Origin of the sequence: Labrenzia sp. THAF35, assembly GCF_009363595.1 — a bacterium.
GTDB classification, from domain to species: Bacteria; Pseudomonadota; Alphaproteobacteria; order Rhizobiales; family Stappiaceae; genus Roseibium; species Roseibium algicola.
In genome coordinates, this window is the sequence record NZ_CP045380.1 from 2,282,858 (window position 1) to 2,306,898 (window position 24,041).

A 24,041-nucleotide genomic window follows, 5' to 3' on the forward strand; every position below is an offset into this window, starting at 1 on the left:
CAGGCCATGGACGACCTCCTCAGGGAATTCATTACCGAGACGAACGAAAGTCTCGATGTTGTTGACGTTGAGCTCGTAAAATTCGAGCAGGAACCGAACAACGCGACTATCCTAGATAATATTTTCCGCCTGGTGCACACGATCAAGGGCACCTGTGGCTTCCTGGGTCTTCCCCGTCTTGAAGGTATCGCGCATGCGGCTGAAACCCTCATGGGCAAGTTCCGCGACGGCGCTCCTGTCACGCAAGAGGCCGTTTCCCTCATTCTGACCTCGATCGACCAGATCAAGGACATTCTGGGTGAACTGGAAGCTGCCGAAGGCGAAGAGCCGCAAGGCGACGACAGTGAGCTGATCGGCCAGCTGGAAGAGATGTCCGCGAAAGCTGATGCTGCCATGAAGGGTGGCGCAGCCGTCAAGGAAGCGCCTGTGGCTGAAGCCGTTGCGGCAGAGCCTGAAGCGCCTGCCGAAGAAGCTGCCGCCGAGCAAGCTCTTGAACGTCCACTCCGTCCTGGCGAAGTGTCGCTGGACGAACTGGAGCGCGCGTTCCGCGAAACCGAAGTTGAAGTCGAAGTCGCCGAGCCGGAAGTTCCGGAACTCGAAGAGATCGTCGACGAAGCCGATGAGCCAGAGCCTGCTCCCGTTGCGGTCAAGGCAGAAGCCAACGCGGCTGCGAAAGCCCCGGCGAAAAAGGCTGGCGGCGAAGGCGGCGAGAAGAAATCCTCCGGTGGCGGTGTGTCCAACCAGAGCATCCGCGTTGCGGTCGACACGCTCGAGCACCTGATGACCATGGTGTCCGAACTGGTGCTGACCCGGAACCAGCTTCTGGAAATCGTACGCCGCCATGAAGACAGCGAATTCAAGGTGCCGCTGCAGCGTCTGTCGAATGTAACTGCCGAACTGCAGGAAGGCGTCATGGCGACGCGCATGCAGCCGATCGGCAATGCCTGGCAGAAACTGCCGCGCATCGTTCGCGATCTCAGCCAGGAACTTGAAAAGCCGATCGAACTGGAAATGATCGGTGCGGATACCGAACTGGACCGCCAGGTTCTCGAGATGATCAAGGACCCGCTCACGCACATGGTCCGCAACTCGGCCGACCATGGTCTTGAGCGCCCGGATGAGCGCCGCTCCGCTGGCAAGCCTGAAAAGGGTACCATTACCCTGGCGGCTTACCATGAAGGCGGCCACATCATCATCGAAGTTCGCGATGACGGTAAGGGCATTGATGTCGACAAGGTGAAGGCGAAGGTCGTGGAACGCGGCCTGGCGTCGGAAGCCGAAGTCGACAAGATGACGGACGCCCAGATCCACAAGTTCATCTTCGCAGCCGGGTTCTCCACGGCGGCAAAGGTCACGAGCGTGTCCGGCCGCGGCGTCGGCATGGATGTCGTTCGCAACAACATCGAACTGATCGGCGGTACTGTCGACCTGCGCTCTACCCAGGGCAAGGGCTCGAGCTTCATCATCAAGATCCCGCTGACGCTTGCCATTGTTTCGACGCTGATCGTCGAGGCCGGCGGCGACCGGTTCGCCATCCCGCAGCTTTCCGTTGTCGAACTGGTCCGTGTGCAGACCAATTCGGAACACCGTATAGAGCGGATCAAGGACACCCCGGTCCTGCGCTTGCGCAACAAGCTGCTGCCGCTGGTGCACCTGTCCCAGCTCCTCGGTATCTATGAGGGCGAAAACGCGGACGAGGCGATTGATGCGGACAACGGATTCATCGTTGTCATGCAGGTCGGTAGCCAGACATTCGGCGTGGTTGTCGACGGTGTCTTCCATACGGAGGAAATCGTGGTCAAGCCGATGTCGACGATGCTGCGCAACCTCGGCATGTTCTCCGGCAACACCATCCTGGGCGACGGTTCCGTGATCATGATCATCGATCCGAACGGCATCGCCGGTGCCATGGCAAGCCATGCATCCAGCGCGGTCACCGAGAACCAGGAAGACGAACGGGAAGACCTGCAGAGCCGCGCGATTTCCGGCCAGAGCTCGATCTCGCTTCTGCTGTTCCGTGCCGGTGCGCCGGAACCCAAGGCCGTGCCGCTGTCTCTGGTCACGCGCCTGGAGGAGTTCGAGGTCTCCAAGATCGAACGGTCGAACGGCCGCGATCTGGTCCAGTACCGCGGTGCGCTCATGCCGCTCGTCTATCTGAACGAAGGCGACAGTCACAAGTCGGAAGGCACGCAGCCGATGCTGGTGTTCTCCGATGCGGGACGCTCGATGGGCCTTGTGGTCGACGAGATCGTCGACATCGTCGAGGACCGCATGAACATCGAAGTCGGTTCGGAACGTCCGGGCATCCTCGGCTCTGCCGTGGTGAAGGAACGTGCGACCGAGATCATCGACCTCGGCTACTATCTGCCGCAGGCCTTTGAAGACTGGTTCATGCGCAAGGAAATGGACATCGAGGCGCTGACGAAGAAGGTTCTCTTCGTGGATGACTCGTCCTTCTTCCGCAACATGCTGACACCGGTTCTGAAGGCGGCCGGCTACGATGTGACCACCTGTACCGGTCCGCATCAGGCGTTCGAACTTCTGGAAAACGGCGACAAGTTCCATGCGATCGTCAGTGACATCGAAATGCCGGAAATCAACGGCTTCGAGTTCTGTGAATCGCTGCGCCGCGATCCCCGGTTCCGCAACATCCCGATCCTGGCCCTGTCGTCCATGGTGACGCCGGCCTCGATCGAACGCGGCCGCCAGGCGGGCTTTGACGACTATGTCGCCAAATTCGACCGTCCGGGCCTGATCGCCGCCCTGAAAGACGTCTTCTCCGGTGAAATGGGAGCTGCAGCATGAGTGTGCTGGAACACAAACTGACCGCGGAGCAAAAAGCCGCAAGTGACATGATCCAGTATGTGACCGTGGTCATCGGCGGCCAGCTGTTCGGCCTGCCCATTTCCCAGGTTCACGACGTGTTCGTGCCGGAAAGCGTAACTCGCGTGCCGATGTCCGCACCCGAGGTTCAGGGTGTCCTGAACCTGCGTGGACGCATCGTCACCGCAATCAACATGCGCCGCCGCCTTCACTTGCCTCCGCTGAAGGAAGGGCAGATGATGGCCGTGGGCATCGAGTACAAGCAGGAAAGCTACGGCCTTGTCATCGACACGGTTGGTGAGGTGCTGACGCTGCCGTCCGCATCTGCAGAGCCCAACCCGTCGAACCTGGATCGCCGTTGGGCCGAGATCTCCGGAGGCGTCCATCGTCTGGACGGCCGCCTGATGGTCATTCTGGATGTCGACCGTCTGCTTGGTGCGATGTTCACCGAACCCATGGCTGCAGCATAACTGGGCCGCAATGGCCATTGAGTGGAGTTACGCCTGATGAAACAGTGCCTCGTAGTAGATGACTCAAGCGTCATCCGGAAGGTGGCTCGCCGCATTCTCGAGGATATGAATTTCGAGATTACGGAAGCGGAAGACGGCCAGAAGGCGCTTGACGAATGCCGCAAGACCATGCCGGACGCGATCCTGCTGGACTGGAACATGCCCGTCATGGACGGACTTGAGTTCCTGACCAGCCTGCGTGCGGAAGAAGGCGGAGAAAACCCGATCGTCGTATTCTGCACGACCGAAAACGATGTTGCTCACATCGCCCGCGCCATCCGCGCCGGTGCAAACGAGTACATCATGAAACCGTTTGACCGCGAAATCGTGGAAGCCAAGTTTCAGGAAGTCGGTCTTATCTAGTTTCGAGTTGGGCAGTCTAAATGGCGTTTGCGCAAAGAAGCATAACTGCGGGCACGAGTCCGGGCAGCGACCCCATCAAAGTCATGGTCGTAGATGACGCTGTCGTCATCCGCGGACTCCTGACACGCTGGCTCGGTGAAGACAAAAGTCTGAAGGTCGTCAGCTCGCATCGCAACGGCAAGCTTGCTGTAGAAGATATCGAAAAAAGCAATCCCGACGTCGTCGTTCTCGACATCGAGATGCCGGAAATGGACGGCATGACGGCCTTGCCGCTCATGCTGGCGAAGAAGCGCGATCTCGTCGTGATCATGGCTTCGACCCTGACCCGCCGCAACGCGGAAATCAGCTTGAAGGCCCTGTCTCTGGGCGCGGCCGACTATGTGCCGAAGCCGGAATCGACTTCCGAGGTCACGACGTCCATCGATTTTCGCCGTGAGCTGATCGAGAAGGTCAAGGCTCTTGGGGCACGTGCACTACGTATGCGCGGTCCTGCGCGCACCATGCGTGCAGAAACCAGCGCAGGCCGCACCGCGCAGCCGGTCAGACCGATTTCTGCGCGTCCGGCAACGGATACACGGGCGACCTTTCGCGGAGCTGCTCAACCGGCGGGAGCTGCTGCCGGTGCAGTGAAGTACCAGACACGTCCGTACTCTTCCGCGCGTCCGCGCATCCTTGCGATCGGTTCCTCGACGGGCGGTCCGCAGGCGCTGCAGGAAGTCATGCGCGAAGTCGGTACGGCCATGAATGATGTGCCGGTGGTCATCACCCAGCATATGCCGCCAACCTTCACTGCCATTCTGGCCGAGCATATGGGCAAGGCTGCCCTGCGTCCGTCCAAGGAAGGTGAAGATGGCGAAGTGCTGAAACCCGGCAATATCTATGTCGCGCCTGGCGGCAAGCACATGATCGTGGAAAAGGACGGCGGTGTCGCCAAGATCCGGCTGACCGACGGTCCTCCCGTGAATTTCTGCAAGCCTGCCGTCGATCCCCTGTTCGACAGCGTTGCGAAGGTATTCGGTTCGGCAAGCCTGGGTGTCATCCTGACCGGTATGGGGCATGACGGCGCTGAAGGCGTCAAGACCATTGCAGCAGGCGGCGGCAGCGTGATCACGCAGGACGAAGCCACAAGCGTGGTCTGGGGCATGCCGGGCGCAGCTGCACAAACGGGCGTCTGCAGCGAAATTCTACCCTTGAAGGAGATCGGCCCGAAGATCTCGCGCGTTCTGAAGGGGAACACGAGATGACCCCGAGCGAGTTCGAGTTTCTGAAAAACTTCCTGAAGACCCGCTCCGGCCTGGTTCTGTCCAACGACAAGCAATACCTGGTCGAAAGCCGTCTTCTGCCGATTGCACGCAGCTCCAAGCTGGAAACGCTCAGTGCGGTGATCCAGCAGCTTCAGCGCGGCACCAACAGAGCGCTGGAAACGGACGTTGTCGAGGCGATGACGACCAACGAGTCGTTCTTCTTTCGCGACAAGACACCGTTCGAGCACTTCAAGGACACGATGTTGCCGACGCTGCTGGAAAGCCGCGCGACACGCAAGCAGATCAAGATCTGGTGTGCCGCTGCCTCGACCGGGCAGGAGCCTTATTCCCTGGGCATCTGCCTGAAGGAAGATGCGGCCAAGATGGCTGGCTGGCGAACCCGGATCCTGGGTACGGACCTCTCCAACGAAGTGCTGGAAAAGGCCAAGACCGGCCTCTACAGCCAGTTCGAGGTTCAGCGTGGTCTGCCGATCCAGATGCTGCTGAAATACTTCGAGCAGAAGGGTGACATGTGGCAGATCAATGCCGGCATGCGCGCCATGATCGAATGGAAGAAGCTGAACCTGCTGGAAAGCTTCACCCATCTGGGCGAGTTCGACATCATCTTCTGCCGCAACGTGCTGATCTACTTCGATCAGGCAACCAAGACGGAAATCCTCGGCCGGTTGGCGAAATCCCTGCCGGATGACGGGTATCTCGTTCTCGGTGCCGCAGAAACCGTGGTCGGTCTGACGGATGCCTTCAAGCCGGTGCCCGGTAAGCGAGGCCTGTTCCAGAAGAAACAGGCTGCACAGGCCGCGACCGGCACGGCAGCAACGCCGCGCCTGGCCGTGGGCGCTGGAGCAGGCCTGGGCCTGCAGCGTTAAAGCCTGCGTCCCTTCTTCAGCACGGTTTGGACATTTCGGATCAAGTTCAAAGGCGGCCTCTGGCCGCCTTTTTCATTCGCTGTAGCGTGAAGGAATCCCGTCAAAAAAGCGGTCTGTTGCGAATGAGCAAGTTTTTGAAATTCATTTCGTTCGTTCGCTCTCGTGAAGTTTATCCGGCTGGCGGCGAACAGCACTTGTCTGCATCTGCATCCATTCCATTTTCACGAACGTAAGCTTTGCGTCCTGCCGGGCACTCGGGGTGTTCGACTGTGGGACTGTTTTTATGGATCGGAATTGCAGGGAGTGGGAATATGACCGAGATAAAAGTTGAACTCACACGTCGCGCGGCGCTTCTGGGAGCAGGTGGTGCGCTTGCCGGGGCGAGTCTTGCCGGAACCACCGTTGTCCATGCGGCTGCAGAGAAGCAGGCCGCTGTGCCGGCACCCGTCGCCCGCTATTCCGTAGGCGGGTTCGAAGTGACCACCCTGCACGACGGTGCGGTCTCCCTGACCGAACCGCAGAAGACCTTCGCCATGAATGTGGACGCGGATACATTTTCTGCGACCAATGCCGATAACTTCCTGCCCAACGACAGTTTCCAGATCAGTTTCACGCCAACGCTGGTGAACACGGGCAGCGAATTGATCCTGTTCGACACCGGCAATGGCGAAGGTGCCAGGCCAGGCCGCGGCAAGATGCGTGCTGCGCTGGAAAATGCGGGATACACGCCGGAGCAGGTTGACGTGGTGGTGCTGACTCACATGCATCCCGACCACGTCAGCGGTCTGATGGAAGGCGGCTCGCCGACCTTTGCCAATGCCCGCTATGTGACCGGGCAGAAGGAATATGACTTCTGGGCGGCAATGGATGCGGAAGCCAATGGGGTGACCAAGCTGATGGCGAGCCACGTCAAACCCTTGGCGGAGAAAATGACTTTCCTTGATGACGGCGGCAGCGTGACGACGGGTGTCACCGCGATGGCTGCTGCAGGTCATACCCCCGGTCACATGATCTACATGCTTGAAAGCGACGGCAAGCAGCTTGCCATAACGGCGGATACGGCCAATCACTACGTCTGGTCGCTGGCGCATCCCGAATGGGAAGTGCGCTTCGACATGGACAAGGAAGGCGCCGCGGCCACCCGCAAGACCGTCTTCGGCATGCTGGCCGCCGACAAGATCCCGTTCGTGGGCTATCACATGCCGTTCCCGGCGGTCGGCTACGTGGAGACCAACGACAGCGGTTTCCGCTATGTCCCTGCGTCATACCAGCTGCAGCTCTGATCCTGCCATCGCAAGTGCGGAAAGGCCGGCGGCAACGCCGGCTTTTTTGTTTTTGCCGGACAGTTACGAGTTTCCGTCTGGTAGTGAAAATGTCATAAACGTGTGAAAGCCTTCTTCTCGTTACTTCAGGTTGAGGCTCGCATGTCAGACCATATCTATCAGGCCATTTGGAACGAAGATGCCGACCGGTTCAGCGTCAGCACGCGCAACGTGGATGGCGACTGGACGGACATGACAGCTGACATTCTGCTGGACGAGCAGGTGAAGGCCAAAGGGTCCCGCCAGATCGACCTGGCAGCAAACCCGCTCTTTGCCCGGGTCGATTTCGACAAGATGGCGGCGAGCGATCTGTACCAGTCCTTCATCCGGCTTCTGGACAACTATGCGGTCCACTTTCGCGACCCGGAAACCATTTCGCCTGCCGAGCGAGACGAGATCGAAGGGTTTCTCGATCTGGTGATTGCAAGCCGGCCGATGCAGATCGCTTTCGAGCATATTTCTGCCGAGCTCGTCAGGGACATGACCGCTGAAACCTTCCGGCAGGATCTGTTCCGGATGTGGTTCGAGGTCTACACCAACTTCTTCCGGGGCAAGTCGACCCACTTCTGCACCGGCTTCGAGCATGTTTTTGTCGGCGAGGGCAAATACAAGAAAGGGGCGAATTCCGCCTCGGAGAAGGGTGAAATCTCCGGTTATCACTCCTGGGTGAAATTCGCGCTCGATGAACTCAACAACCGGGTCGACTACCTTGGTTACAAATACGATCTCGGAGGTCCGGGACCGGAAAATCCCCATGTCGTGACGCTGCAGATGGTCTGGAACCACCAGGACATGACCGGCAATCTTGTCGCTGAGCTCTTCAAGAGCAAGGGAGGGTTTTTTGTCGGCAGCAGTCCTGCGTGCGAATTCGCGCTTGGCACGCTTGCCTATTACGAAGGTCTGCACGGCTTGCTCACCAACCAGAAGAAGCGTGTTCAGCTCGGTGAGGGCAAGTTCGATCTGGTGATGTATCACGAGACCACGGCTGATGGCTCGCTGGGACAGCACATCCGCTCATTCTACCCTGTGTTCCTTGGCGACGGCAGCACCCGCACGGATGATTCTGGCAATGTGGTCGTGCGTCCAAGGACCGTTGAAATGCAGAATGACGGTCCGCTTCGCATTCTTTCGGCTTTGCCGAACCCGCCGGGGGATGACCAGGGCACGGAATGGGTGGAGATCTGGAATGCCGGTGCAGCGGACATCGACCTTACGGGCTACGAACTGCGGGACAAGATGTGCCGGCCGCAGCCGTTGGAGGCGGTCGTTCTGATTGCAGGTGCCGTTTTGAAGGTGTCGGTGACGCGGGCAACGGTCCATCACATGCAGATGTCGAACCGCAAGGGGTTGATTACCCTGCATGACAGTTCCGGCGAGATGCTGGCGTCTGTCAATTACGGGCAGGCGGCGGAAGGGGCTGTGCTGACCTTTGCCGAGCGCGCAGGTGGCCAGGGCTAGATCAGCCTTGTCACATCCAACCCTCAACAACAAAAAGCCCCGGCAGTGCCGGGGCTTTTAAAACGTCAACGTCTGATGCTGGATCAGGCGGCTGCTTCGACGTCCGGCTCGCGCAGAACGTAACCTCGGCCCCACACCGTTTCGATGTAGTTCTTGCCGGAGGTTGCAGCTGCCAGCTTCTTGCGAAGCTTACAGATAAACACGTCGATGATCTTCAGTTCCGGCTCGTCCATGCCGCCATAGAGATGGTTCAGGAACATCTCCTTGGTGAGCGTCGTTCCCTTGCGCAGGGAGAGAAGCTCCAGCATCTGGTATTCCTTGCCGGTCAGATGGACGCGCTGGCCGCCGACTTCGACGGTTTTGGTGTCCAGGTTGACCTTCAGGTCGCCAGTGACGATGACCGACTGTGCGTGCCCCTTGGAGCGGCGGACGATTGCGTGGATACGCGCGACCAGCTCGTCCTTGTGGAACGGCTTGGTCATGTAATCGTCGGCGCCGAAGCCGAGGCCGCGAACCTTGTCTTCGATACCCGCGTTACCGGAAAGGATCAGGATCGGTGTCTTGACCTTGGAAACGCGTAGTGTCCGGAGAACCTCGTAACCGGACATGTCCGGCAGGTTCAAATCCAACATAATGATGTCGTAATCGTACAGTTTGCCGAGGTCGATGCCTTCCTCGCCAAGATCTGTCGTGTAGACGTTGAAGTTCTCGGACTTCAGCATCAGCTCGATGCTCTGCGCCGTGGCGCTGTCATCCTCAATCAACAATACACGCATGCCAATCCCCTTGTTCTGCCTTTCCTGGGCAAGTCGCAACGGCTCTGTCGGTGCCTGCTACGAAGGACTGATGTTAACCCCGACTCAAAGCTATCGGTTAATGGTTAACAAAATATGATTCGTAACGGCAAGCTCTGGAGAGAGGAAACTGTGAACAACACTCAACTTATTGAATCCCCAGAAAAAATTCGGATTCACAAATCTTAATGTTGAACTTTAAGAACCGGCGCTAACCGATTCCGTTCAGATTCCTTTCAACAAAGCCGTTTTGACTTCGAAATGGCTCTCGCTTGTCAGCCTTCCAAAGGTTAAGATTAACCAGAGTCGTAAACGATCGGTTACCAAAACCGTTAACGAGGGAAGGAATCTTACGTGAAGGCGCTTTTCGCCGAGATTGATTCGCTCATGCCGACCGAAATTTATGGCCGGGTGACTGCGGTTCAGGGACTTCTCGTCGAGATTGCGGGCCCTATTCACGAAATGAGTGTCGGCTCGAGATTGTTGATCGACAACGGTGAGGATAACCCGAAAGTGCCCGCAGAGGTTGTGGGTTTTCGTGAAGGACACGCACTTTGCATGCCTTTTTCCGGGCTCGAAGGCGTGCGAATGGGTTGCAAAGCCGTGATTCAATCGCGTGACAGCGTGGTTCATCCGGCAAATGCCTGGCTTGGTCGAGTGATTAACGCACTTGGTGAACCGATTGATGGTAAAGGAAGTCTTGTTCATGGCGGAGTGCCTCGCAAATTGCGAAGTTCGCCTCCGCCGGCCTCCGAACGTAAACGAGTTGGACCGCCCCTGGATCTCGGCGTTCGCGCACTTAATACATTCGTAACCTGTTGCGAGGGGCAGCGAATGGGCATTTTTGCCGGCTCCGGCGTCGGCAAGTCCGTGCTGATGTCCATGCTGGCGCGCAACACAAAGTGTGATGTCGCGGTGATCGGCCTTATCGGCGAACGCGGTCGAGAGGTTCAGGAGTTCATCGAGGACGATCTGGGCGATGCGGGGCTGGAGCGCTCCGTGGTTGTCGTCGCGACCTCAGATGAAAGCGTTCTGATGCGGCGGCAGGCCGCCTATCTGACCATGACTGTTGCCGAACATTTCCGCGATGAAGGCAAGAACGTGCTGTGCATGATGGACTCGGTAACGCGATTCGCCATGGCACAGCGCGAAATCGGCTTGTCGATCGGCGAGCCGCCGACCTCCAAGGGCTATACGCCGACGGTCTTCACCGAATTGCCGCGACTTCTGGAACGGGCCGGCCCCGGCAAGGAGAACAGCGGATCGATCACCGGCCTTTTCACCGTTCTTGTGGAAGGTGACAATCACAACGAGCCCGTGGCCGACGCGGTGCGCGGTATTCTCGATGGCCACGTGGTGATGGAACGCGGCATTGCCGAGCGTGGCCGTTATCCGGCAATCAATGTGCTGAAATCCGTGTCGCGAACCATGCCGCGCTGCGTGCCGCCGGAGCAGCTCCCGGTTCTGCGCAGGGCCCGACAACTTCTGTCGACCTATACGGACATGGAAGAATTGATCCGGCTGGGCGCATACCGGAAGGGGTCGGACCCGACCGTGGACGAAGCCATCTACAGGTTCGACATGATCGACGAATTCCTGAATCAGGGAAAAGACGAAGCGACATCACTTTCTGACGGGTATGAGCAACTTGCCAACCTTTTGGAAATGACTCAGGGGTAGACTGCCCGTGTTAGGGGAGTATTGAGTAATGAAAACCCGAGACAGTTTGATCCGTTTGAAGCGGTTTCAGGTTGACGAGAAACGACGACAGCTTGCTCAGATCGAGAGCATGATCGCCGAGTTCAACCGTATGGCCGATGAACTCGATGACCAGATCCGGTCGGAGCAGGAGCGGGTCGGTATTACGGATGTCACGCATTTTGCCTATCCGACGTTTGCCAAGGCCGCAGCGGACCGTCGCGACAACCTGCGCAATTCCGCGCATGAACTGGACGACCAGCTGCAACGTGCCCAGGACGAGCTCAGCGAGGCGATCGAGGAGCTGAAGAAGTTCGAGCAGCTGGAAGAACGCGACCAGCAGCGCGAGCGCACAGCCCAGGAACTGGCGGAGCAGGACCAGCTCGACGAAGTTGCTGCGCGGGCTCGAGGCCGATAACGGCTTACTGAACTTCCCTAAAAACAGCCGGTCTCCGAATGGGGGCTGGCAGGGCTTGATATACGTTCTTATATTCCTGATCGTTGCTCGCGGCGGTCAGGTTTTGTGCTTTCCGATCCGGGTGATATAGGAATTGGTGCTCCTCCCGGTGTTGCCGGGCGCAGGTGCCGCTACAAGTTTACGCGATAGCCAGGGTACGGCAGTTTCAATGCGATTTTTTCTGGCTTTGCTGCTTCCCGTTTCCACATTCTCGTTCGCCCTCGGACTGACGCAGCCGCTCATGCGGTTCGAGCGCCTCTATTTTCTGGAAGACCGACCGACGCTGATCGAAATGGTGACCAGCCTCTATCACGAGGGCGATGCGGTTCTTGCCGCGATCGTGGCGCTGTTTTCGATCGGGTTTCCTGCGCTGAAGATCCTTCTGATCCATGTGGCCGTGCTTAGTGGTGCCAAGACGCGTTCGCTTGCGCTCCTGTCGATGGTCAGCAAGTGGTCGATGCTGGATGTCATGCTGGTGGCGTTGGTGCTTTTTGCCGCCAAGACAAGTGGACTGGCGGCAGCCGCCATTTTGCCGGGCCTCTGGTTCTACGCGGCCGCGACCCTGTCGACAGCAATCGCCGCGACGCTTTGTTCCAAAAGCTGAACTCTCGAAAAACACGGGCTAGAAAAAGCGCTGACAAGGTTGCTCTTCGATGAGTCGGTTGGCGCGAAGCAACGCTACGCGTTGTCGTTACATTGCCGCGACACGTCCGGGACGATCACCCGTGGGTCTTGGTTTCTTTTCCCGACGGTTCGCCTGGAAATCACCGCATCGGGATTGTTTGGTCTGTGCCGTGCTGTCAAGAAATTTCTTGTAGGTGGCCGTCCATTCGGAGCCCTGCGTTGCCGGGATCTTCAAGTGGTCGCAGCGAACCTTGGCGAAAAGGGCGAAGGTCGGCGTGTCGAGGCCGGCTTTCTCCGCGGTTCTGAGAACCAGATCCTTCTTGCCGTTGAAGACCGCATCCTTGAGCGCCTTCTGGGCCGTTCGGCCGCGCGCGCTGAGCAGTTCGATCGCGTGATTGAAGCGGCCATCCTGCAGCAACAGAATCATAAGCTCGTTGACGGTGATTTCCGCACGCTCCGCTTCCCGCCACAGGAGGGTCATGTCCGGATTGTTGAGGGCATCGCCGAACTCCCGGCGCAGCACTTTCAGTCTTGCGATCTGGTCCAGTTGATCCTGCGACAGGGAGCCTTCGATGATACTGCGCAGGCGCTTCTTGGTTTCATCGTCCACAAGCGGCAGCAAGGCCCGGCACACTGCCGGGGAAAGATCGGAGCGCAGGCACAGGTCCTCGCGCAGGACCACGTCTTCCGTGGCGTATTTGACGAAACTCAGCATGGTTTCGCGGGACAGTTTGATCTCGCGGTTGCCGGCCAGAATGCGGTGCACCGGGCGGTCGCCTTTTTCGGCAATGGCATCTGAGACTTCAGGCGAGAGATCGGTGCGGCGGGCAATCACCTGTAGATGGCTGTTGCTCAGCCGTTCGACAAAGTCGATCAGGTCTTCCTGGGTCAGCGCGGGGCTTTGCGCGAGCAGCGGCATGGCCACATTGACGTCGTCTTCGGCGATCTTGCGGGCAAGCTCCGGCGGCGTGTTGACTTGCGAAGCGAGCTTGTGCGCCAGCCTGGCGCGGTCCCTGGGCGAGCCGACACTGTACAGTTTTATGATTACTTCGGAGAAGATTGCCAGTTCCCGGTCGGTCCGCTCATCGAGGTTCGCGATCACAAGTTCGCTCACCTGCGCGAACAGCCGTCGTCGCGCCTCGTCTGTGCCTTCCTGTGCAAGCTTGATCAAGGACCTGGGCATCCTTCCTCCTCGTCGGGCCAGATTGGCGCCCATATTGTTATTATTACGTTACCCGATAAATGGAGGCTGGCATATTACCTTGCGTAAAGGTGAAATCTTTTTGCGATTTCCAGTGAATCCTTGTTTCTGCTGGTTTTGATGCGATCGTTACTGCACGGGAAACTTGCGTTTTATAATAGTACCTAAAAAATGTCCGAAGACAGCAGTCTGAACCCTTTTCATCCGCGAGCGTTCCTCCATATTGTCCCTGCCATGGCCGGACCCCCGCCGGTCTTTCTGGAATTGACAAGAGTTTGAAATGAAGATTTTGCGCTGCTGCCTCTTTGCCCTGATGACAATGATGCTTGCCGGGTTGGCTCCGGTTCTGGCTCAGGAAAGCGGGGGGCAGGCCCCGGCGCAGGAGCAGGCGCCACCGGCCGATGTCGAACAGGCGAGCCAGGCCCTGATAAAGGTTCTGAACGACCCTGAAAGCCGAGCGGCGTTGATCGATCTCTTGCAGAAAAGCACAGGGGACAGCCAGCCAGCTGAAGGTGACAGGCAGGTTCCCGGGAATGAAGCTGCAATTCCGGTTCAGGGTATCTCCCAACCCCTGCAACAGGAAAACTTCGCCCTGCGGATCGGTGAATACACACGGGTTCTGGTAGATGACGCGGGGTATCTGCTGGAGCAGGCAATGCGCTCGTTGAACGGCCTGGTTCTGGTCGCGCGCGGCGATATCCCGGTGAAATGGGACCGGGTCGAGGATATCGCGATCCAGGTCGGCATCGTGCTTCTTGCGGCTTATCTCGGCTTTTTTGCCAGCCAGCTGATCGCGAAGGCACTCTATCCGCGCATGTCGCTTTATGCGCGTTACGGCGGTGGGCTGACGCGCAGTTTCATTCTTGTTCTGACATCGGTCGTCGATGCAGTGACGGTAGGCGTCGGTTGGGCCGTCGGAAACGCGGCGGCCCTGGCAAGCTTCGGTGGAATAAATGCAGGCGTAACACTTCAGGAAAGTCTCGCGCTGAACGCGTTTTTCATCCTTGGCATGGCCAACGTCTCGCTGCGCTTCATATTTGCGCCGGGGCGGCCGGAACTGCGGTTGCTGCCGTTCACCGATGAAAGTTCGCTCTACTGGTACGGCCGTTTGCGGTTGTTCATGTACTGGATGGTCTTCGGCCTGTTCCTGGCCGTGCCGATCGCCAATGTTGCGGTATCCTTCGTGCTCGGCAACGCCTTGCGGTTCCTCGTCGTGCTTCTCGGGATGATCTATCTTCTGGTGCTGGTGCACCAGAACAGGCACCGGGTAAACGAGGGGGCGCGGGATTACGCCGAGCATCTGCAGAGCGCTCTTGCCAAGCGGGCGCTCGTGCTCGTCGGTCAGCTCTGGCACCTGGCTGCCTACGGCTATATCGCGGCGGTTTTCATCATCTGGGTGACCCGGCCGTTTGACGCGACAACCATTATTCTGCGGGCAACGGGACTGTCGATCCTCACCATCATGGCGGGGATGGCCATTTCGCTGGTCGTGACCAAGGCCATCAAGGGCGGGATACGCCTGCCGGACGACCTGAACCGGACCCTTCCGGCGCTTCAGAGCCGGCTGAACGCCTTTGTGCCGCGCCTTCTGAAGTTCGTCCGGTTCGCCGTTTTCCTGGTGACGGTGTTGCTGCTTCTGGAGATCTGGGGTCTGTTGACGGTTGCCGAGTGGCTGGTTAGCGAAGCCGGGGTGCAACTTCTGAGCAGCTACGGTTCTGCCTTCCTGGTCCTGCTTGTGGCTTTCATGATCTGGCTCGCCGTCATGTCGTGGGTGGACCTCAGGCTGCAGTCACGCTCCGGATACATCGTAACAGCGCGCGAACGCACGCTGTTCCAGTTGTTCCGCAATGCATCGACGGTCGTCATCGTGGTGATGGCACTGCTCTTGTCGCTGTCGGAAGTCGGTGTCGATATCGGTCCGCTGATCGCCGGTGCCGGTGTCGTCGGCCTGGCGATTTCCTTCGGTGCACAGACCCTGGTCAAGGACATCATCACCGGAGCCTTCATCCAGGTCGAGAATGCCATCAACGAGGGCGACGTCGTCACTGTTGCCGGGATAACGGGAACGGTCGAGGGGATCACCGTCCGGTCGGTGCGCATGCGCGACATCGACGGAACAACCCACATCATTCCGTTCTCGTCGGTCGACATGGTGTCCAACTTCATGCGCGGCTTCTCCTATCATGTCGCGCTGATCGGTGTTGCCTACGACACGAATATCACCCATGCCAAGGACGCCATGCTGGAAGCCTTCCGCAGACTGAAGGAAACGGATTTCGGACCCAAGATCATCGGTGATTTCGAAATGCACGGCGTTACCAATTTCGGTGCCAGCTCCATTGATATCCGAGGCCGCATCAAGACCGTCCCGGGAGATCAGTGGGGCGTCGGGCGTGCGTATAACGAATTCGTCAAACAGGTCTTTGACGAACGGAATATCGAAATCCCGTTCCCGCAAGTGACCTATCACGCCGCGACGCCTCCCTTCGTGGAAGACGGGAACAAACCGAAACAGCGCAAGAAGGTTGACGTTTCTTCGACCCAGTTGGAGGACGATGCTCCGGCTGAGGACGGAGAAAACTAGGCAGATCAATGCCTTGTAGTTTCTGAGTGGTCTATTTAACCCCGGCGGAGGCGCGAGCTTCTTGCCGGGGTGTTTCGTCTTGGTGTGCGAAATTGTTGATTGAATTTCGAGAAGTTTCGTTTTATTTTCATTTTCAATCCTGAGACGCAAAAACACAGGCCGGGGACAGTTATGGCTGCGGATTACGATCTTTTGATCATTGGTGGGGGCATCAACGGAACGGGCATCGCCCGCGACGCGGTCGGCCGGGGGGCTTCGGTTCTTCTGGTCGAAATGGGTGACCTTGCCGGCGCCACATCGTCGGCCTCGACCAAGCTCATCCACGGCGGGCTGCGCTATCTGGAATATTACGAGTTCGGTCTGGTGCGCAAAGCGCTGAAAGAGCGTGAAGTGTTGTGGCGCGCAGCGCCGCATATTGCCTGGCCGCTGCGGTTCATTCTGCCGCACCACAAGGACCTGCGTCCGGCATGGCTCCTGCGGCTCGGCCTCTTCATGTATGACCATCTCGGCGGGCGGGAACTGCTGCCGGCCACCAAGACCGTGCGTCTGGATCAGCCTCCGTTCTCGCAAGGGCTCAAGAAGCTCTTCAAGAAGGGGTTCGAATATTCGGACTGCTGGGTGGACGATGCTCGACTGGTGGTTCTGAATGCGCGCGATGCGGCTGATCGCGGTGCCGAAATCCAGACCCGTACCAAATGCATCAGCGCGCGGCGGGACGGCGACGTCTGGCAGGTCGTTCTGAAAGACCTTGCAAGCGGCGAGGAAAAGACCGTCACTGCCAATGTGCTGGTCAATGCCGCCGGGCCCTGGGTTGCGGACATGCTGAGCGGCGTCACCGGGGCGAACAACAGTTCCAGCGTCCGGCTGGTCAAGGGCAGCCACATCATCGTCAAGCGCCAGTTCGAACACGACCGTTGCTTCATCTTCCAGAACGGTGACGGCCGGATCGTGTTCGCCATTCCTTATGAAAACGACTTCACGCTGATTGGTACGACCGATGTCGATTTCCAGGACGACCTGAGCAAGGTCGAGATCTCGAAGGACGAAATCGCCTATTTGTGCAAGGCGGCGAGCGAGTATCTGGAAAACGCGATCACGCCTGAAGAAGTGGTCCATACCTATTCCGGCGTTCGCCCGCTCTACGATGACGGTGCAAAGGATGCCAAGGCGGCGACGCGCGACTATGTGCTTGAGCTGGATGCGGGCGATGCAAAGCCGGCGATCCTGTCCGTCTTCGGTGGCAAGATCACGACCTATCGCAAGCTTGCCGAGCATGTCCTGGAAAAGTTGGAGCCGTATCTGCCTTTCAAGCGCGGGGTATGGACGGCCTATGCGCCGCTGCCGGGCGGTGATTTCAAGGTGAGCGAGTTCGATGCGGAAGTGTCACGCCTCGAGGCTGATTATCCGTTCCTCGACAAGGTCTTCGCTACTCGTCTGACCCGTCTTTACGGCACGGATGCGCGCTTCATACTCGGGGAAGCGAAGACGCTCGAAGATCTCGGCCGCTGCTTTGGCTACAATCTTCATGAAGCGGAAGTGAAATGGCTGGTCCGCCGCGAATGGGCCCGCAGTGCGCAGGACATCCTGTGGCGGCGGACGAAACTGGGTTTGCGGCTCAGCGGGGAGGAAGCTGCCGAGCTGGATACCTATCTGTCGGCTTATCTTGCGGAGCAGGCCGGCGCTGCGGCATAGTTTTATCAAACGGAACCAGATGACCTGCCGGCCTTGCCGGCAGTTTTCATGACAAGAAGAAAACGGGAGGTGCGCCATGGCCGGATGTGTTTTGGCAATAGACCAGGGCACGACGTCGAGCCGGGCAATTGTCTTCGGCGACGATTTCCATCCAATCAGTGTGGGGCAGCAGGAGTTTCCGCAACACTTCCCGAAGTCGGGCTGGGTGGAGCATTCGCCGGCCGATATCTGGACGAGCACGCTGCGCGTGTGTCGGGAAGCGCTGGAAAAGGCACCCTCCGGTGGCGCGGATGTCGCCGCGATCGGGATCACCAACCAGCGGGAAACCACCCTTGTCTGGGACCGATCGACGGGCGAACCGGTCTACAACGCCATTGTCTGGCAGGACCGTCGTACGGCCGATTTCTGTGCGAAATTGCGCTCGGAAGGCCGCGAAGGAGTTTTTTCCGCCAAGACGGGCCTGTTGCTGGATCCCTATTTTTCCGGAACCAAGATCGCCTGGATCCTCGACAATGTGGACGGTGTGCGCGAGCGTGCGGAACGCGGTGAGCTTGCCTTCGGCACCGTCGACACATGGTTGATCTGGCAACTCACGGGCGGCAAGGTGCACGCAACCGATGCCACCAACGCTTCCCGGACGCTGATCTACAACATTCACGAAAACAAGTGGGATGAAGAGCTGTGCAAACTCCTCAACGTCCCGCAGAACCTGCTGCCCGAGGTCAAGGACAGTGCGGATGATTTCGGCGTCACGGATACGGAATTGTTCGGTCGGGCAATACCGATCCTCGGTGTTGCCGGCGACCAGCAGGCCGCGACGGTCGGGCAGGCATGCTTCAAGCCGGGAATGGTCAAGTCAACCTACGGCACGGGTTGCTTTGCACTGATGAACACCGGGTCCAAACCGGTCCGGTCCAACAACCGCATGCTGACGACCATCGCCTACAGGCTGAACGGCGAAACCACATATGCGCTCGAAGGGTCGATCTTCGTTGCCGGTGCTGCCGTCCAGTGGCTGCGCGACGGTCTGGGGCTCATCGAAAGTGCCGGCGACACGCAGTCGCTTGCCGAACAGGCGGATCCCAACCAGGACGTCTACCTTGTTCCTGCCTTCGTTGGTCTTGGCGCTCCCTATTGGGACGCGGAAGCCCGGGGCGCGCTGTTCGGTCTGACGCGAAACACGGGTCCGAAGGAAATTGCCCGTGCGGTGCTGCAAAGCGTCGGTTACCAGACCAGCGACCTGGTTGAAGCCATGCGGGCAGACTGGCCGGAGGCCGAACAACCGGTGCTCCGTGTCGATGGTGGCATGACGGCATCCGACTGGACGATGCAGTTTCTGGCCGACATTCTTGGCGCGCCGGTCGACCGGCCGACTGTCCCGGAAACGACGGCGCTCGGGGCTGCGTGGCTCGCCGGATCGAAGGCAGGTGTCTGGCCTGGCGCCGACGCATTTTCGGCTGAATGGAAGCTGGAAAAGCGTTTCGAGCCGCGTTTACAGGAAAGTGAGCGGGCCAGATTGCTTGCCGGATGGCAGGACGCTGTCAAACGAACCCGTTCTACGCAGGATTGAGAAATTCAGAGGCTCCCGTTGTTGCGGGAGCCTTTTGTTTTCAGGCGGTTAGATGAAGCTTGAAAAACGCTGCCGTTGCGGTATTTGTTTCTCGTGAGTTAACGTTGCCGCATTAAAAATTTACGGCAGCAACTCTTACCTAGCAAAAAAATTTCAAAAACATCCTCAAATTAGAAATATGTTGGCAGTTGATTTTCTGCCAAAAAAACGCCTTAGTTTGCGCTGGCTTGGGCTTAACTCCTTTGCGCGATTCAACGATGCAAGGCCCTTGCTCTTCATCAAGGGGAGAACAGTTTGATGAATTTCCAAAAAACCTTGAAGGCATCCCTTCTTGGCGTAAGCCTTGCTGTGATTGCAGCAACCGGCGCTTCTGCAAAAAACCTGGTTTATTGCTCTGAAGGTTCGCCTGAAGGCTTTGATGCTGCACTTTACACCGCAGGCACGACGTTCGACGCTTCCTCCAAGCCGATCTACAACCGGCTTGTCGAGTTCAAGCGCGGCACGACCGAAGTGCTGCCGGGCCTGGCTGAAAGCTGGGAAGTTTCCGAAGACGGTCTGGAATACACCTTCAAGCTGCGTCAGGGTGTGAAGTTCCACACCACCAGCTTCTTCACGCCGACCCGTGAATTCAATGCAGACGACGTGATCTTCACCTTCGAGCGTCAGCTGAAGAAGGATCATCCGTGGCACGAATACACCGCCGGTACCGCGTGGGAATATTTCGACGGCATGTCCATGCCGGACCTGATCAAGGAAATCGTCAGGGTTGACGACTACACGGTCAAGTTCGTCCTGAACCGTCCGGAAGCACCGATGATCGCCAACCTGGCGATGGACTTCGCTTCCGTCGTGTCCGCCGAATACGCAGCCCAGCTTGAAGCAGCCGGTTCCAAGGAACAGCTGAACCAGCAGCCGGTCGGCACCGGTCCGTTCTCCTTCGTGGGTTACCAGAAGGACGCCGTGATCCGTTATGCGGCAAACCCGGACTACTGGGGTGGCAAGCAGCCGGTCGACAACCTGATCTTCGCGATCACTCCGGATGCAGCCGTGCGTCTTCAGAAGCTGAAGGCCGGTGAATGTCACGTCATGCCGTACCCGGCACCGGCCGACATCGCCGACATCAAGGCTGACGGCAACCTGACCCTGATGGAACAGCAGGGCCTGAACGTCGGTTACCTCGCTTACAACACCAAGCAGGCACCGTTCGACAAGCCGGAAGTCCGCAAGGCGCTGAACCACGCGATCAACAAGCAGGCGATCCTCGACGCAGTTTTCCAGGGCTCCGGCCAGGCTGCCAAGAACCCGATCCCGCCGACCATGTGGTCCTACAACGACGCCGTTGAAGACGACGACTACAATCCGGAACTGGCCAAGGAAATGCTGGCAGCAGCTGGTGTATCCGATCTTTCCATGAAGATCTGGGCGATGCCGGTACAGCGTCCGTACAACCCGAACGCTCGTCGTATGGCTGAAGTCATGCAGGCCGACTTCGCGAACGTCGGCGTTAACGTCGAGATCGTTTCCTACGAATGGGGTGAATACCTGTCCCGTTCCAAGGACGAGAACCGCGACGGTGCCGTGCTTCTCGGCTGGACCGGTGACAACGGCGACCCGGACAACTTCCTGGCCGTTCTGCTCGGCTGTGACGGTGTCGGCGGCTCCAACCGCGCCCAGTGGTGCAACGAAGAGTTCGACGCGCTGATCAAGAAGGCAAAGACCGTGACCAGCAAGGAAGAGCGCACCAAGCTCTACGAAGAGGCACAGGTCGTGTTCAAGGAGCAGGCTCCGTGGGCAACCATCGCGCACTCCGTGGTCTTCATGCCGATGTCCTCCAAGGTCTCTGGCTACGTCATGGACCCGCTCGGCGGCCACTGGTTTGACGGCGTGGACATTGCGGAGTAAATCCGCCTAACTCGAAGAGGGCGCTGGCAGCAATGCCGGCGCCTTCGGACATTCTGGCCGGCGGATGCTTTCCTGACATCAGGTCGTTTCCGCTGGCTCTTCGTATCTGGAACCTGACATGCTTCGCTTTCTTCTAGGTCGTCTCGGCCTGTTGATACCGACATTCTTCGGCGTCACCCTCGTCGCCTTCTCGTTTATCCGCATGCTGCCCGGCGATCCTGCCGAACTGCTCGCAGGCGAGCGCGGTATATCTGATGAGCGGAGGGCTCAGGTCCTTGGCCAGCTTGGCTTCGACAAACCGCTCTGGCAACAGTACCTCGACTACATCGCAGGTATCTTCCAGGGGGATCTGGGCACGTCCTTCGTGTCGAAGAAGCCTGTGCTGGATGAATTTCTGACACTGTTTCCGGCGACTGCCGAACTCGCGCTCTGCGCCATAATCATTGCCGTCTGCCTTGGCATTCCCGCCGGCATCTTCGCGGCCGTGAAGCGCGGATCGGTTGCCGACCAGGCAATCATGGGCACGGCGCTGGTCGGTTACTCGATGCCGATCTTCTGGTGGGGCCTGCTGCTGATCATCCTGTTTTCGGGAACCCTCGGCTGGACACCGGTCTCCGGGCGCATCTCGCTGATGTTCTTTTTCCCGCAGGTCACCGGCTTCATGCTGATCGACAGTCTGTTGTCCGGCGAGAAGGGGGCCTTCCTCTCCGCCGTCCGGCACCTGATCCTGCCGTCCATCGTTCTGGCGACCATTCCGATGGCGGTGATCGCACGCCAGACACGATCCGCCATGCTGGAAGTTCTGGGCGAGGACTATGTGCGCACAGCCCGCGCGAAAGGCCTGCCGCCCCGTGCGGTGATCGGTCTGCATGCGCTGCGCAATGCCCTTATCCCGGTGGTGACCACCATCGGCCTGCAGGTCGGCGTGCTTCTTGCCGGCGCGATCCTGACAGAGACTATCTTCTCCTGGCCGGGCATCGGCAAATGGCTCGTCGACAGCATCTCGCGCCGCGACTACTTCGTGGTCCAGGGTGGTCTGCTGCTGATTGCCGGTATCATCATGATGGTCAACCTGATCGTGGACGTGCTCTACGGGCTGATCAATCCGCGAATTCGCCACAACTGAGCCGGGGACAAGGAAAATGACAAATACCTCGCCGGCTGCGAAAGCCGATCAGACCAAGCTCCAGGCCGAAAGCCGCAACGCCACCAAGGCGCAGCTTGTCGAGTTCTGGTACTACTTTTCACAGAACAAGGGTGCCGTTGTCGGCCTCGTGGTGTTCGCGTTGCTGGTCCTCATGGCCATCTTCGCACCGCTGGTCGCACCGCATAGTCCCGACTTTCAGTATCGCGACAGTTTCCTCGTGCCTCCGGTCTGGGAGGAGGGCGGCAAGGCCGCGTTCCTGCTGGGAACGGATGCCGTTGGCCGTGATATTCTTTCGCGCCTCATCTTCGGCGCGCGCTTCTCGCTGTTCATCGGTGTTGTCGTCGTCACCATCGCCCTTGTCGGCGGTGTCGTGATCGGCCTTGTCGCCGGTTACATGCGCGGTATGACCGACACGCTGATCATGCGCGTGATGGACATCATCCTGGCATTCCCCTCGCTTCTGCTGGCCCTCGTGCTGGTGGCTATCCTGGGGCCCGGGCTGATCAATGCCATGATCGCAATTGCCATCGTGCTGCAGCCGCATTTCGTGCGTCTGACCCGCGCCGCCGTCCTGTCCGAACGCACACGGGACTATGTCGTCGCGGCGAAGGTGGCAGGTGCCGGGCACATGCGGCTGATGTTCAAGACGATCCTGCCGAACTGTCTGGCGCCACTGATCGTTCAGGCAACGCTGTCGTTCTCCAACGCGATCCTGGATGCGGCTGCCCTCGGCTTTCTGGGTATGGGGGCACAGCCGCCAACACCGGAATGGGGCACCATGCTTGCCGAAGCGCGCGAATTCATCCTGCGCGCCTGGTGGGTGGTAACCTTCCCGGGTCTGGCGATCCTGATCACCGTTCTTGCCATCAACCTAGTCGGTGACGGTCTGCGCGATGCACTCGACCCGAAACTGAAGAGGAGCTAAGCCATGTCTCTTCTTGAAATCAGAAACCTGAAGGTCGAGTTCGACACCGCCAAGGGCCCGTTCAAGGCGCTTGACGGTGTTGATTATGCGGTCGATGCGGGCGAGGTCCTGGCGATCGTCGGCGAATCCGGGTCCGGAAAATCCGTCGCCATGCTGGCGACCATGGGTCTGCTGCCGAACACGGCAACGATCACCGCCGACAAGATGGAATTCGAGGGCCTCGACCTGCGCACGCTGTCGGCCAAGGAACGGCGCCGGGTGATCGGGAAAGACATCTCGATGATCTTCCAGGAGCCGATTGCCAGCCTCAACCCGTGTTTCACGGTTGGCTTCCAGCTCAGTGAAACACTGAAGACCCACATGGGATTGAAGGGACGTAAGGCCCGGGACCGGGTGGTCGAGATCCTGACCTCTGTCGGTATTCCGAACCCAGCCGAACGCCTCTCCGCATTTCCGCATCAGATGTCCGGCGGCCAGTGCCAGCGTGTGATGATCGCCATGGCAATTGCCTGTGCGCCGAAACTGCTGATCGCCGACGAGCCGACGACTGCCCTCGACGTGACGATCCAGAAACAGATCCTGGATCTCCTGGTCAAGTTGCAGCAGGACAGCGGCATGGGGCTGATCATGATTACCCATGACATGGGCGTGGTGGCCGAAACCGCCGATCGTGTCATCGTGCAGTACAAGGGCCGCAAGATGGAGGAGGCCGACGTGCTGTCCCTCTTCGAAAACCCCAAGAACCCGTATACGAAGGCATTGCTTTCAGCGCTGCCGGAAAATGCCACGGGCGACCGCTTGCCGACGGTGAGCGACTTTGCCGAAGCGGGAGGTTTCTGAG

Annotated in this window: 19 protein-coding genes; 17 read left to right on the forward strand and 2 right to left on the reverse strand. The window is 58.8% G+C overall.

The window, feature by feature from the left end; translation table 11 throughout:
* Positions 1 to 6: 6 nt before the first annotated feature.
* The 7 genes from FIU93_RS10515 to FIU93_RS10545 all read left to right on the forward strand — a co-directional run bounded on the left by FIU93_RS10515 (position 7) and on the right by FIU93_RS10545 (position 8,606).
* Complete coding sequence (locus FIU93_RS10515; RefSeq protein WP_152505529.1) at positions 7 to 2,805, forward strand: chemotaxis protein CheW; 2,799 nt, start codon at positions 7 to 9, stop codon at positions 2,803 to 2,805.
* Entirely contained in the window at positions 2,802 to 3,293 is a 492-nt protein-coding gene (locus FIU93_RS10520) for a chemotaxis protein CheW (protein ID WP_023003411.1), read from the forward strand. The genes FIU93_RS10515 and FIU93_RS10520 overlap by 4 nt, the downstream gene beginning before the upstream one ends.
* 36 nt (positions 3,294 to 3,329) lie before the next feature.
* Entirely contained in the window at positions 3,330 to 3,695 is a 366-nt protein-coding gene (locus FIU93_RS10525) for a response regulator (protein ID WP_031270504.1), read from the forward strand.
* Between the two features lie 20 nt (positions 3,696 to 3,715).
* Positions 3,716 to 4,939 carry a chemotaxis response regulator protein-glutamate methylesterase gene (locus FIU93_RS10530; protein WP_023003409.1) on the forward strand — a complete coding sequence of 408 codons (1,224 nt, stop codon included), beginning with the start codon at positions 3,716 to 3,718 and terminating at the stop codon, positions 4,937 to 4,939.
* Positions 4,936 to 5,826 carry a protein-glutamate O-methyltransferase CheR gene (locus FIU93_RS10535; protein ID WP_152505530.1) on the forward strand — a complete coding sequence of 297 codons (891 nt, stop codon included), beginning with the start codon at positions 4,936 to 4,938 and terminating at the stop codon, positions 5,824 to 5,826. Before FIU93_RS10530 ends, FIU93_RS10535 begins: the two co-directional genes overlap by 4 nt.
* 311 nt (positions 5,827 to 6,137) lie before the next feature.
* On the forward strand, positions 6,138 to 7,109 hold the full coding sequence (locus FIU93_RS10540) for an MBL fold metallo-hydrolase (RefSeq protein ID WP_152505531.1): 972 nt from the start codon (positions 6,138 to 6,140) through the stop codon (positions 7,107 to 7,109).
* 141 nt (positions 7,110 to 7,250) lie between these two features.
* Positions 7,251 to 8,606 (forward strand): lamin tail domain-containing protein, encoded by a 1,356-nt coding sequence (locus tag FIU93_RS10545; protein WP_152505532.1) that lies wholly within the window; start codon positions 7,251 to 7,253, stop codon positions 8,604 to 8,606.
* A gap of 83 nt (positions 8,607 to 8,689) precedes the next feature.
* On the opposite strand, the gene ctrA is transcribed toward FIU93_RS10545, so the two are convergent.
* Positions 8,690 to 9,382 carry a response regulator transcription factor CtrA gene (gene ctrA / locus FIU93_RS10550; protein WP_031270498.1) on the reverse strand — a complete coding sequence of 231 codons (693 nt, stop codon included), beginning with the start codon at positions 9,380 to 9,382 and terminating at the stop codon, positions 8,690 to 8,692.
* Positions 9,383 to 9,787: 405 nt separating this feature from the next.
* Here ctrA and fliI point away from each other — a divergent pair, with 405 nt between their 5' ends.
* The 3 genes from fliI to FIU93_RS10565 all read left to right on the forward strand — a co-directional run bounded on the left by fliI (position 9,788) and on the right by FIU93_RS10565 (position 12,159).
* On the forward strand, positions 9,788 to 11,080 hold the full coding sequence (gene fliI / locus FIU93_RS10555) for a flagellar protein export ATPase FliI (RefSeq protein ID WP_286202443.1): 1,293 nt from the start codon (positions 9,788 to 9,790) through the stop codon (positions 11,078 to 11,080).
* Positions 11,081 to 11,108: 28 nt separating this feature from the next.
* Complete coding sequence (fliJ, locus tag FIU93_RS10560; RefSeq protein WP_023003403.1) at positions 11,109 to 11,516, forward strand: flagellar export protein FliJ; 408 nt, start codon at positions 11,109 to 11,111, stop codon at positions 11,514 to 11,516.
* 208 nt (positions 11,517 to 11,724) lie between these two features.
* Complete coding sequence (locus FIU93_RS10565) at positions 11,725 to 12,159, forward strand: paraquat-inducible protein A (protein ID WP_055661214.1); 435 nt, start codon at positions 11,725 to 11,727, stop codon at positions 12,157 to 12,159.
* A gap of 87 nt (positions 12,160 to 12,246) precedes the next feature.
* Here the strand turns inward: FIU93_RS10565 and FIU93_RS10570 are convergent, their stop codons facing one another.
* Positions 12,247 to 13,362, reverse strand: coding sequence for a DUF2336 domain-containing protein (locus tag FIU93_RS10570; protein ID WP_023003401.1), 1,116 nt, complete (start codon positions 13,360 to 13,362; stop codon positions 12,247 to 12,249).
* 298 nt (positions 13,363 to 13,660) lie between these two features.
* On the opposite strand from FIU93_RS10570, the gene FIU93_RS10575 reads away from it, so the two are divergent.
* From FIU93_RS10575 to FIU93_RS10605, 7 genes are all read left to right on the forward strand, one after another.
* Positions 13,661 to 15,964: a mechanosensitive ion channel domain-containing protein gene (locus tag FIU93_RS10575; protein ID WP_209010332.1), complete on the forward strand. Its 2,304-nt coding sequence runs from the start codon at positions 13,661 to 13,663 to the stop codon at positions 15,962 to 15,964.
* Positions 15,965 to 16,135: 171 nt separating this feature from the next.
* Entirely contained in the window at positions 16,136 to 17,656 is a 1,521-nt protein-coding gene (glpD, locus tag FIU93_RS10580; RefSeq protein ID WP_152505534.1) for a glycerol-3-phosphate dehydrogenase, read from the forward strand.
* Between the two features lie 76 nt (positions 17,657 to 17,732).
* Complete coding sequence (glpK, locus tag FIU93_RS10585) at positions 17,733 to 19,226, forward strand: glycerol kinase GlpK (protein ID WP_152505535.1); 1,494 nt, start codon at positions 17,733 to 17,735, stop codon at positions 19,224 to 19,226.
* Between the two features lie 297 nt (positions 19,227 to 19,523).
* The gene (locus tag FIU93_RS10590) at positions 19,524 to 21,128 is read left to right on the forward strand and encodes an ABC transporter substrate-binding protein (protein WP_023003397.1); all 1,605 of its coding nucleotides are present in this window, start codon (positions 19,524 to 19,526) and stop codon (positions 21,126 to 21,128) included.
* Positions 21,129 to 21,246: 118 nt separating this feature from the next.
* Positions 21,247 to 22,254: an ABC transporter permease subunit gene (locus tag FIU93_RS10595; RefSeq protein ID WP_023003396.1), complete on the forward strand. Its 1,008-nt coding sequence runs from the start codon at positions 21,247 to 21,249 to the stop codon at positions 22,252 to 22,254.
* 16 nt (positions 22,255 to 22,270) lie between these two features.
* Positions 22,271 to 23,200 carry an ABC transporter permease subunit gene (locus tag FIU93_RS10600; protein WP_023003395.1) on the forward strand — a complete coding sequence of 310 codons (930 nt, stop codon included), beginning with the start codon at positions 22,271 to 22,273 and terminating at the stop codon, positions 23,198 to 23,200.
* Positions 23,201 to 23,203: 3 nt separating this feature from the next.
* On the forward strand, positions 23,204 to 24,040 hold the full coding sequence (locus FIU93_RS10605; RefSeq protein WP_055661219.1) for an ABC transporter ATP-binding protein: 837 nt from the start codon (positions 23,204 to 23,206) through the stop codon (positions 24,038 to 24,040).
* The last annotated feature ends 1 nt before the right edge of the window (position 24,041 follow it).

What these genes read in the sequence shown, in the direction of transcription:
- FIU93_RS10575 (WP_209010332.1), top strand. Translation starts at nt 13,661, where the DNA reads ATGAAGATTTTGCGCTGCTGCCTCTTTGCCCTGATGACAATGATGCTT.
- fliJ (WP_023003403.1), top strand. Translation starts at nt 11,109, where the DNA reads ATGAAAACCCGAGACAGTTTGATCCGTTTGAAGCGGTTTCAGGTTGAC.
- FIU93_RS10605 (WP_055661219.1), top strand. Translation starts at nt 23,204, where the DNA reads ATGTCTCTTCTTGAAATCAGAAACCTGAAGGTCGAGTTCGACACCGCC.
- FIU93_RS10515 (WP_152505529.1), top strand. Translation starts at nt 7, where the DNA reads ATGGACGACCTCCTCAGGGAATTCATTACCGAGACGAACGAAAGTCTC.
- FIU93_RS10535 (WP_152505530.1), top strand. Translation starts at nt 4,936, where the DNA reads ATGACCCCGAGCGAGTTCGAGTTTCTGAAAAACTTCCTGAAGACCCGC.
- ctrA (WP_031270498.1), bottom strand. Translation starts at nt 9,382, where the DNA reads ATGCGTGTATTGTTGATTGAGGATGACAGCGCCACGGCGCAGAGCATC.
- FIU93_RS10520 (WP_023003411.1), top strand. Translation starts at nt 2,802, where the DNA reads ATGAGTGTGCTGGAACACAAACTGACCGCGGAGCAAAAAGCCGCAAGT.
- fliI (WP_286202443.1), top strand. Translation starts at nt 9,788, where the DNA reads ATGCCGACCGAAATTTATGGCCGGGTGACTGCGGTTCAGGGACTTCTC.
- FIU93_RS10565 (WP_055661214.1), top strand. Translation starts at nt 11,725, where the DNA reads ATGCGATTTTTTCTGGCTTTGCTGCTTCCCGTTTCCACATTCTCGTTC.
- FIU93_RS10600 (WP_023003395.1), top strand. Translation starts at nt 22,271, where the DNA reads ATGACAAATACCTCGCCGGCTGCGAAAGCCGATCAGACCAAGCTCCAG.
- FIU93_RS10590 (WP_023003397.1), top strand. Translation starts at nt 19,524, where the DNA reads ATGAATTTCCAAAAAACCTTGAAGGCATCCCTTCTTGGCGTAAGCCTT.
- FIU93_RS10540 (WP_152505531.1), top strand. Translation starts at nt 6,138, where the DNA reads ATGACCGAGATAAAAGTTGAACTCACACGTCGCGCGGCGCTTCTGGGA.
- FIU93_RS10530 (WP_023003409.1), top strand. Translation starts at nt 3,716, where the DNA reads ATGGCGTTTGCGCAAAGAAGCATAACTGCGGGCACGAGTCCGGGCAGC.
- FIU93_RS10570 (WP_023003401.1), bottom strand. Translation starts at nt 13,362, where the DNA reads ATGCCCAGGTCCTTGATCAAGCTTGCACAGGAAGGCACAGACGAGGCG.
- FIU93_RS10525 (WP_031270504.1), top strand. Translation starts at nt 3,330, where the DNA reads ATGAAACAGTGCCTCGTAGTAGATGACTCAAGCGTCATCCGGAAGGTG.
- glpD (WP_152505534.1), top strand. Translation starts at nt 16,136, where the DNA reads ATGGCTGCGGATTACGATCTTTTGATCATTGGTGGGGGCATCAACGGA.
- FIU93_RS10595 (WP_023003396.1), top strand. Translation starts at nt 21,247, where the DNA reads ATGCTTCGCTTTCTTCTAGGTCGTCTCGGCCTGTTGATACCGACATTC.
- glpK (WP_152505535.1), top strand. Translation starts at nt 17,733, where the DNA reads ATGGCCGGATGTGTTTTGGCAATAGACCAGGGCACGACGTCGAGCCGG.
- FIU93_RS10545 (WP_152505532.1), top strand. Translation starts at nt 7,251, where the DNA reads ATGTCAGACCATATCTATCAGGCCATTTGGAACGAAGATGCCGACCGG.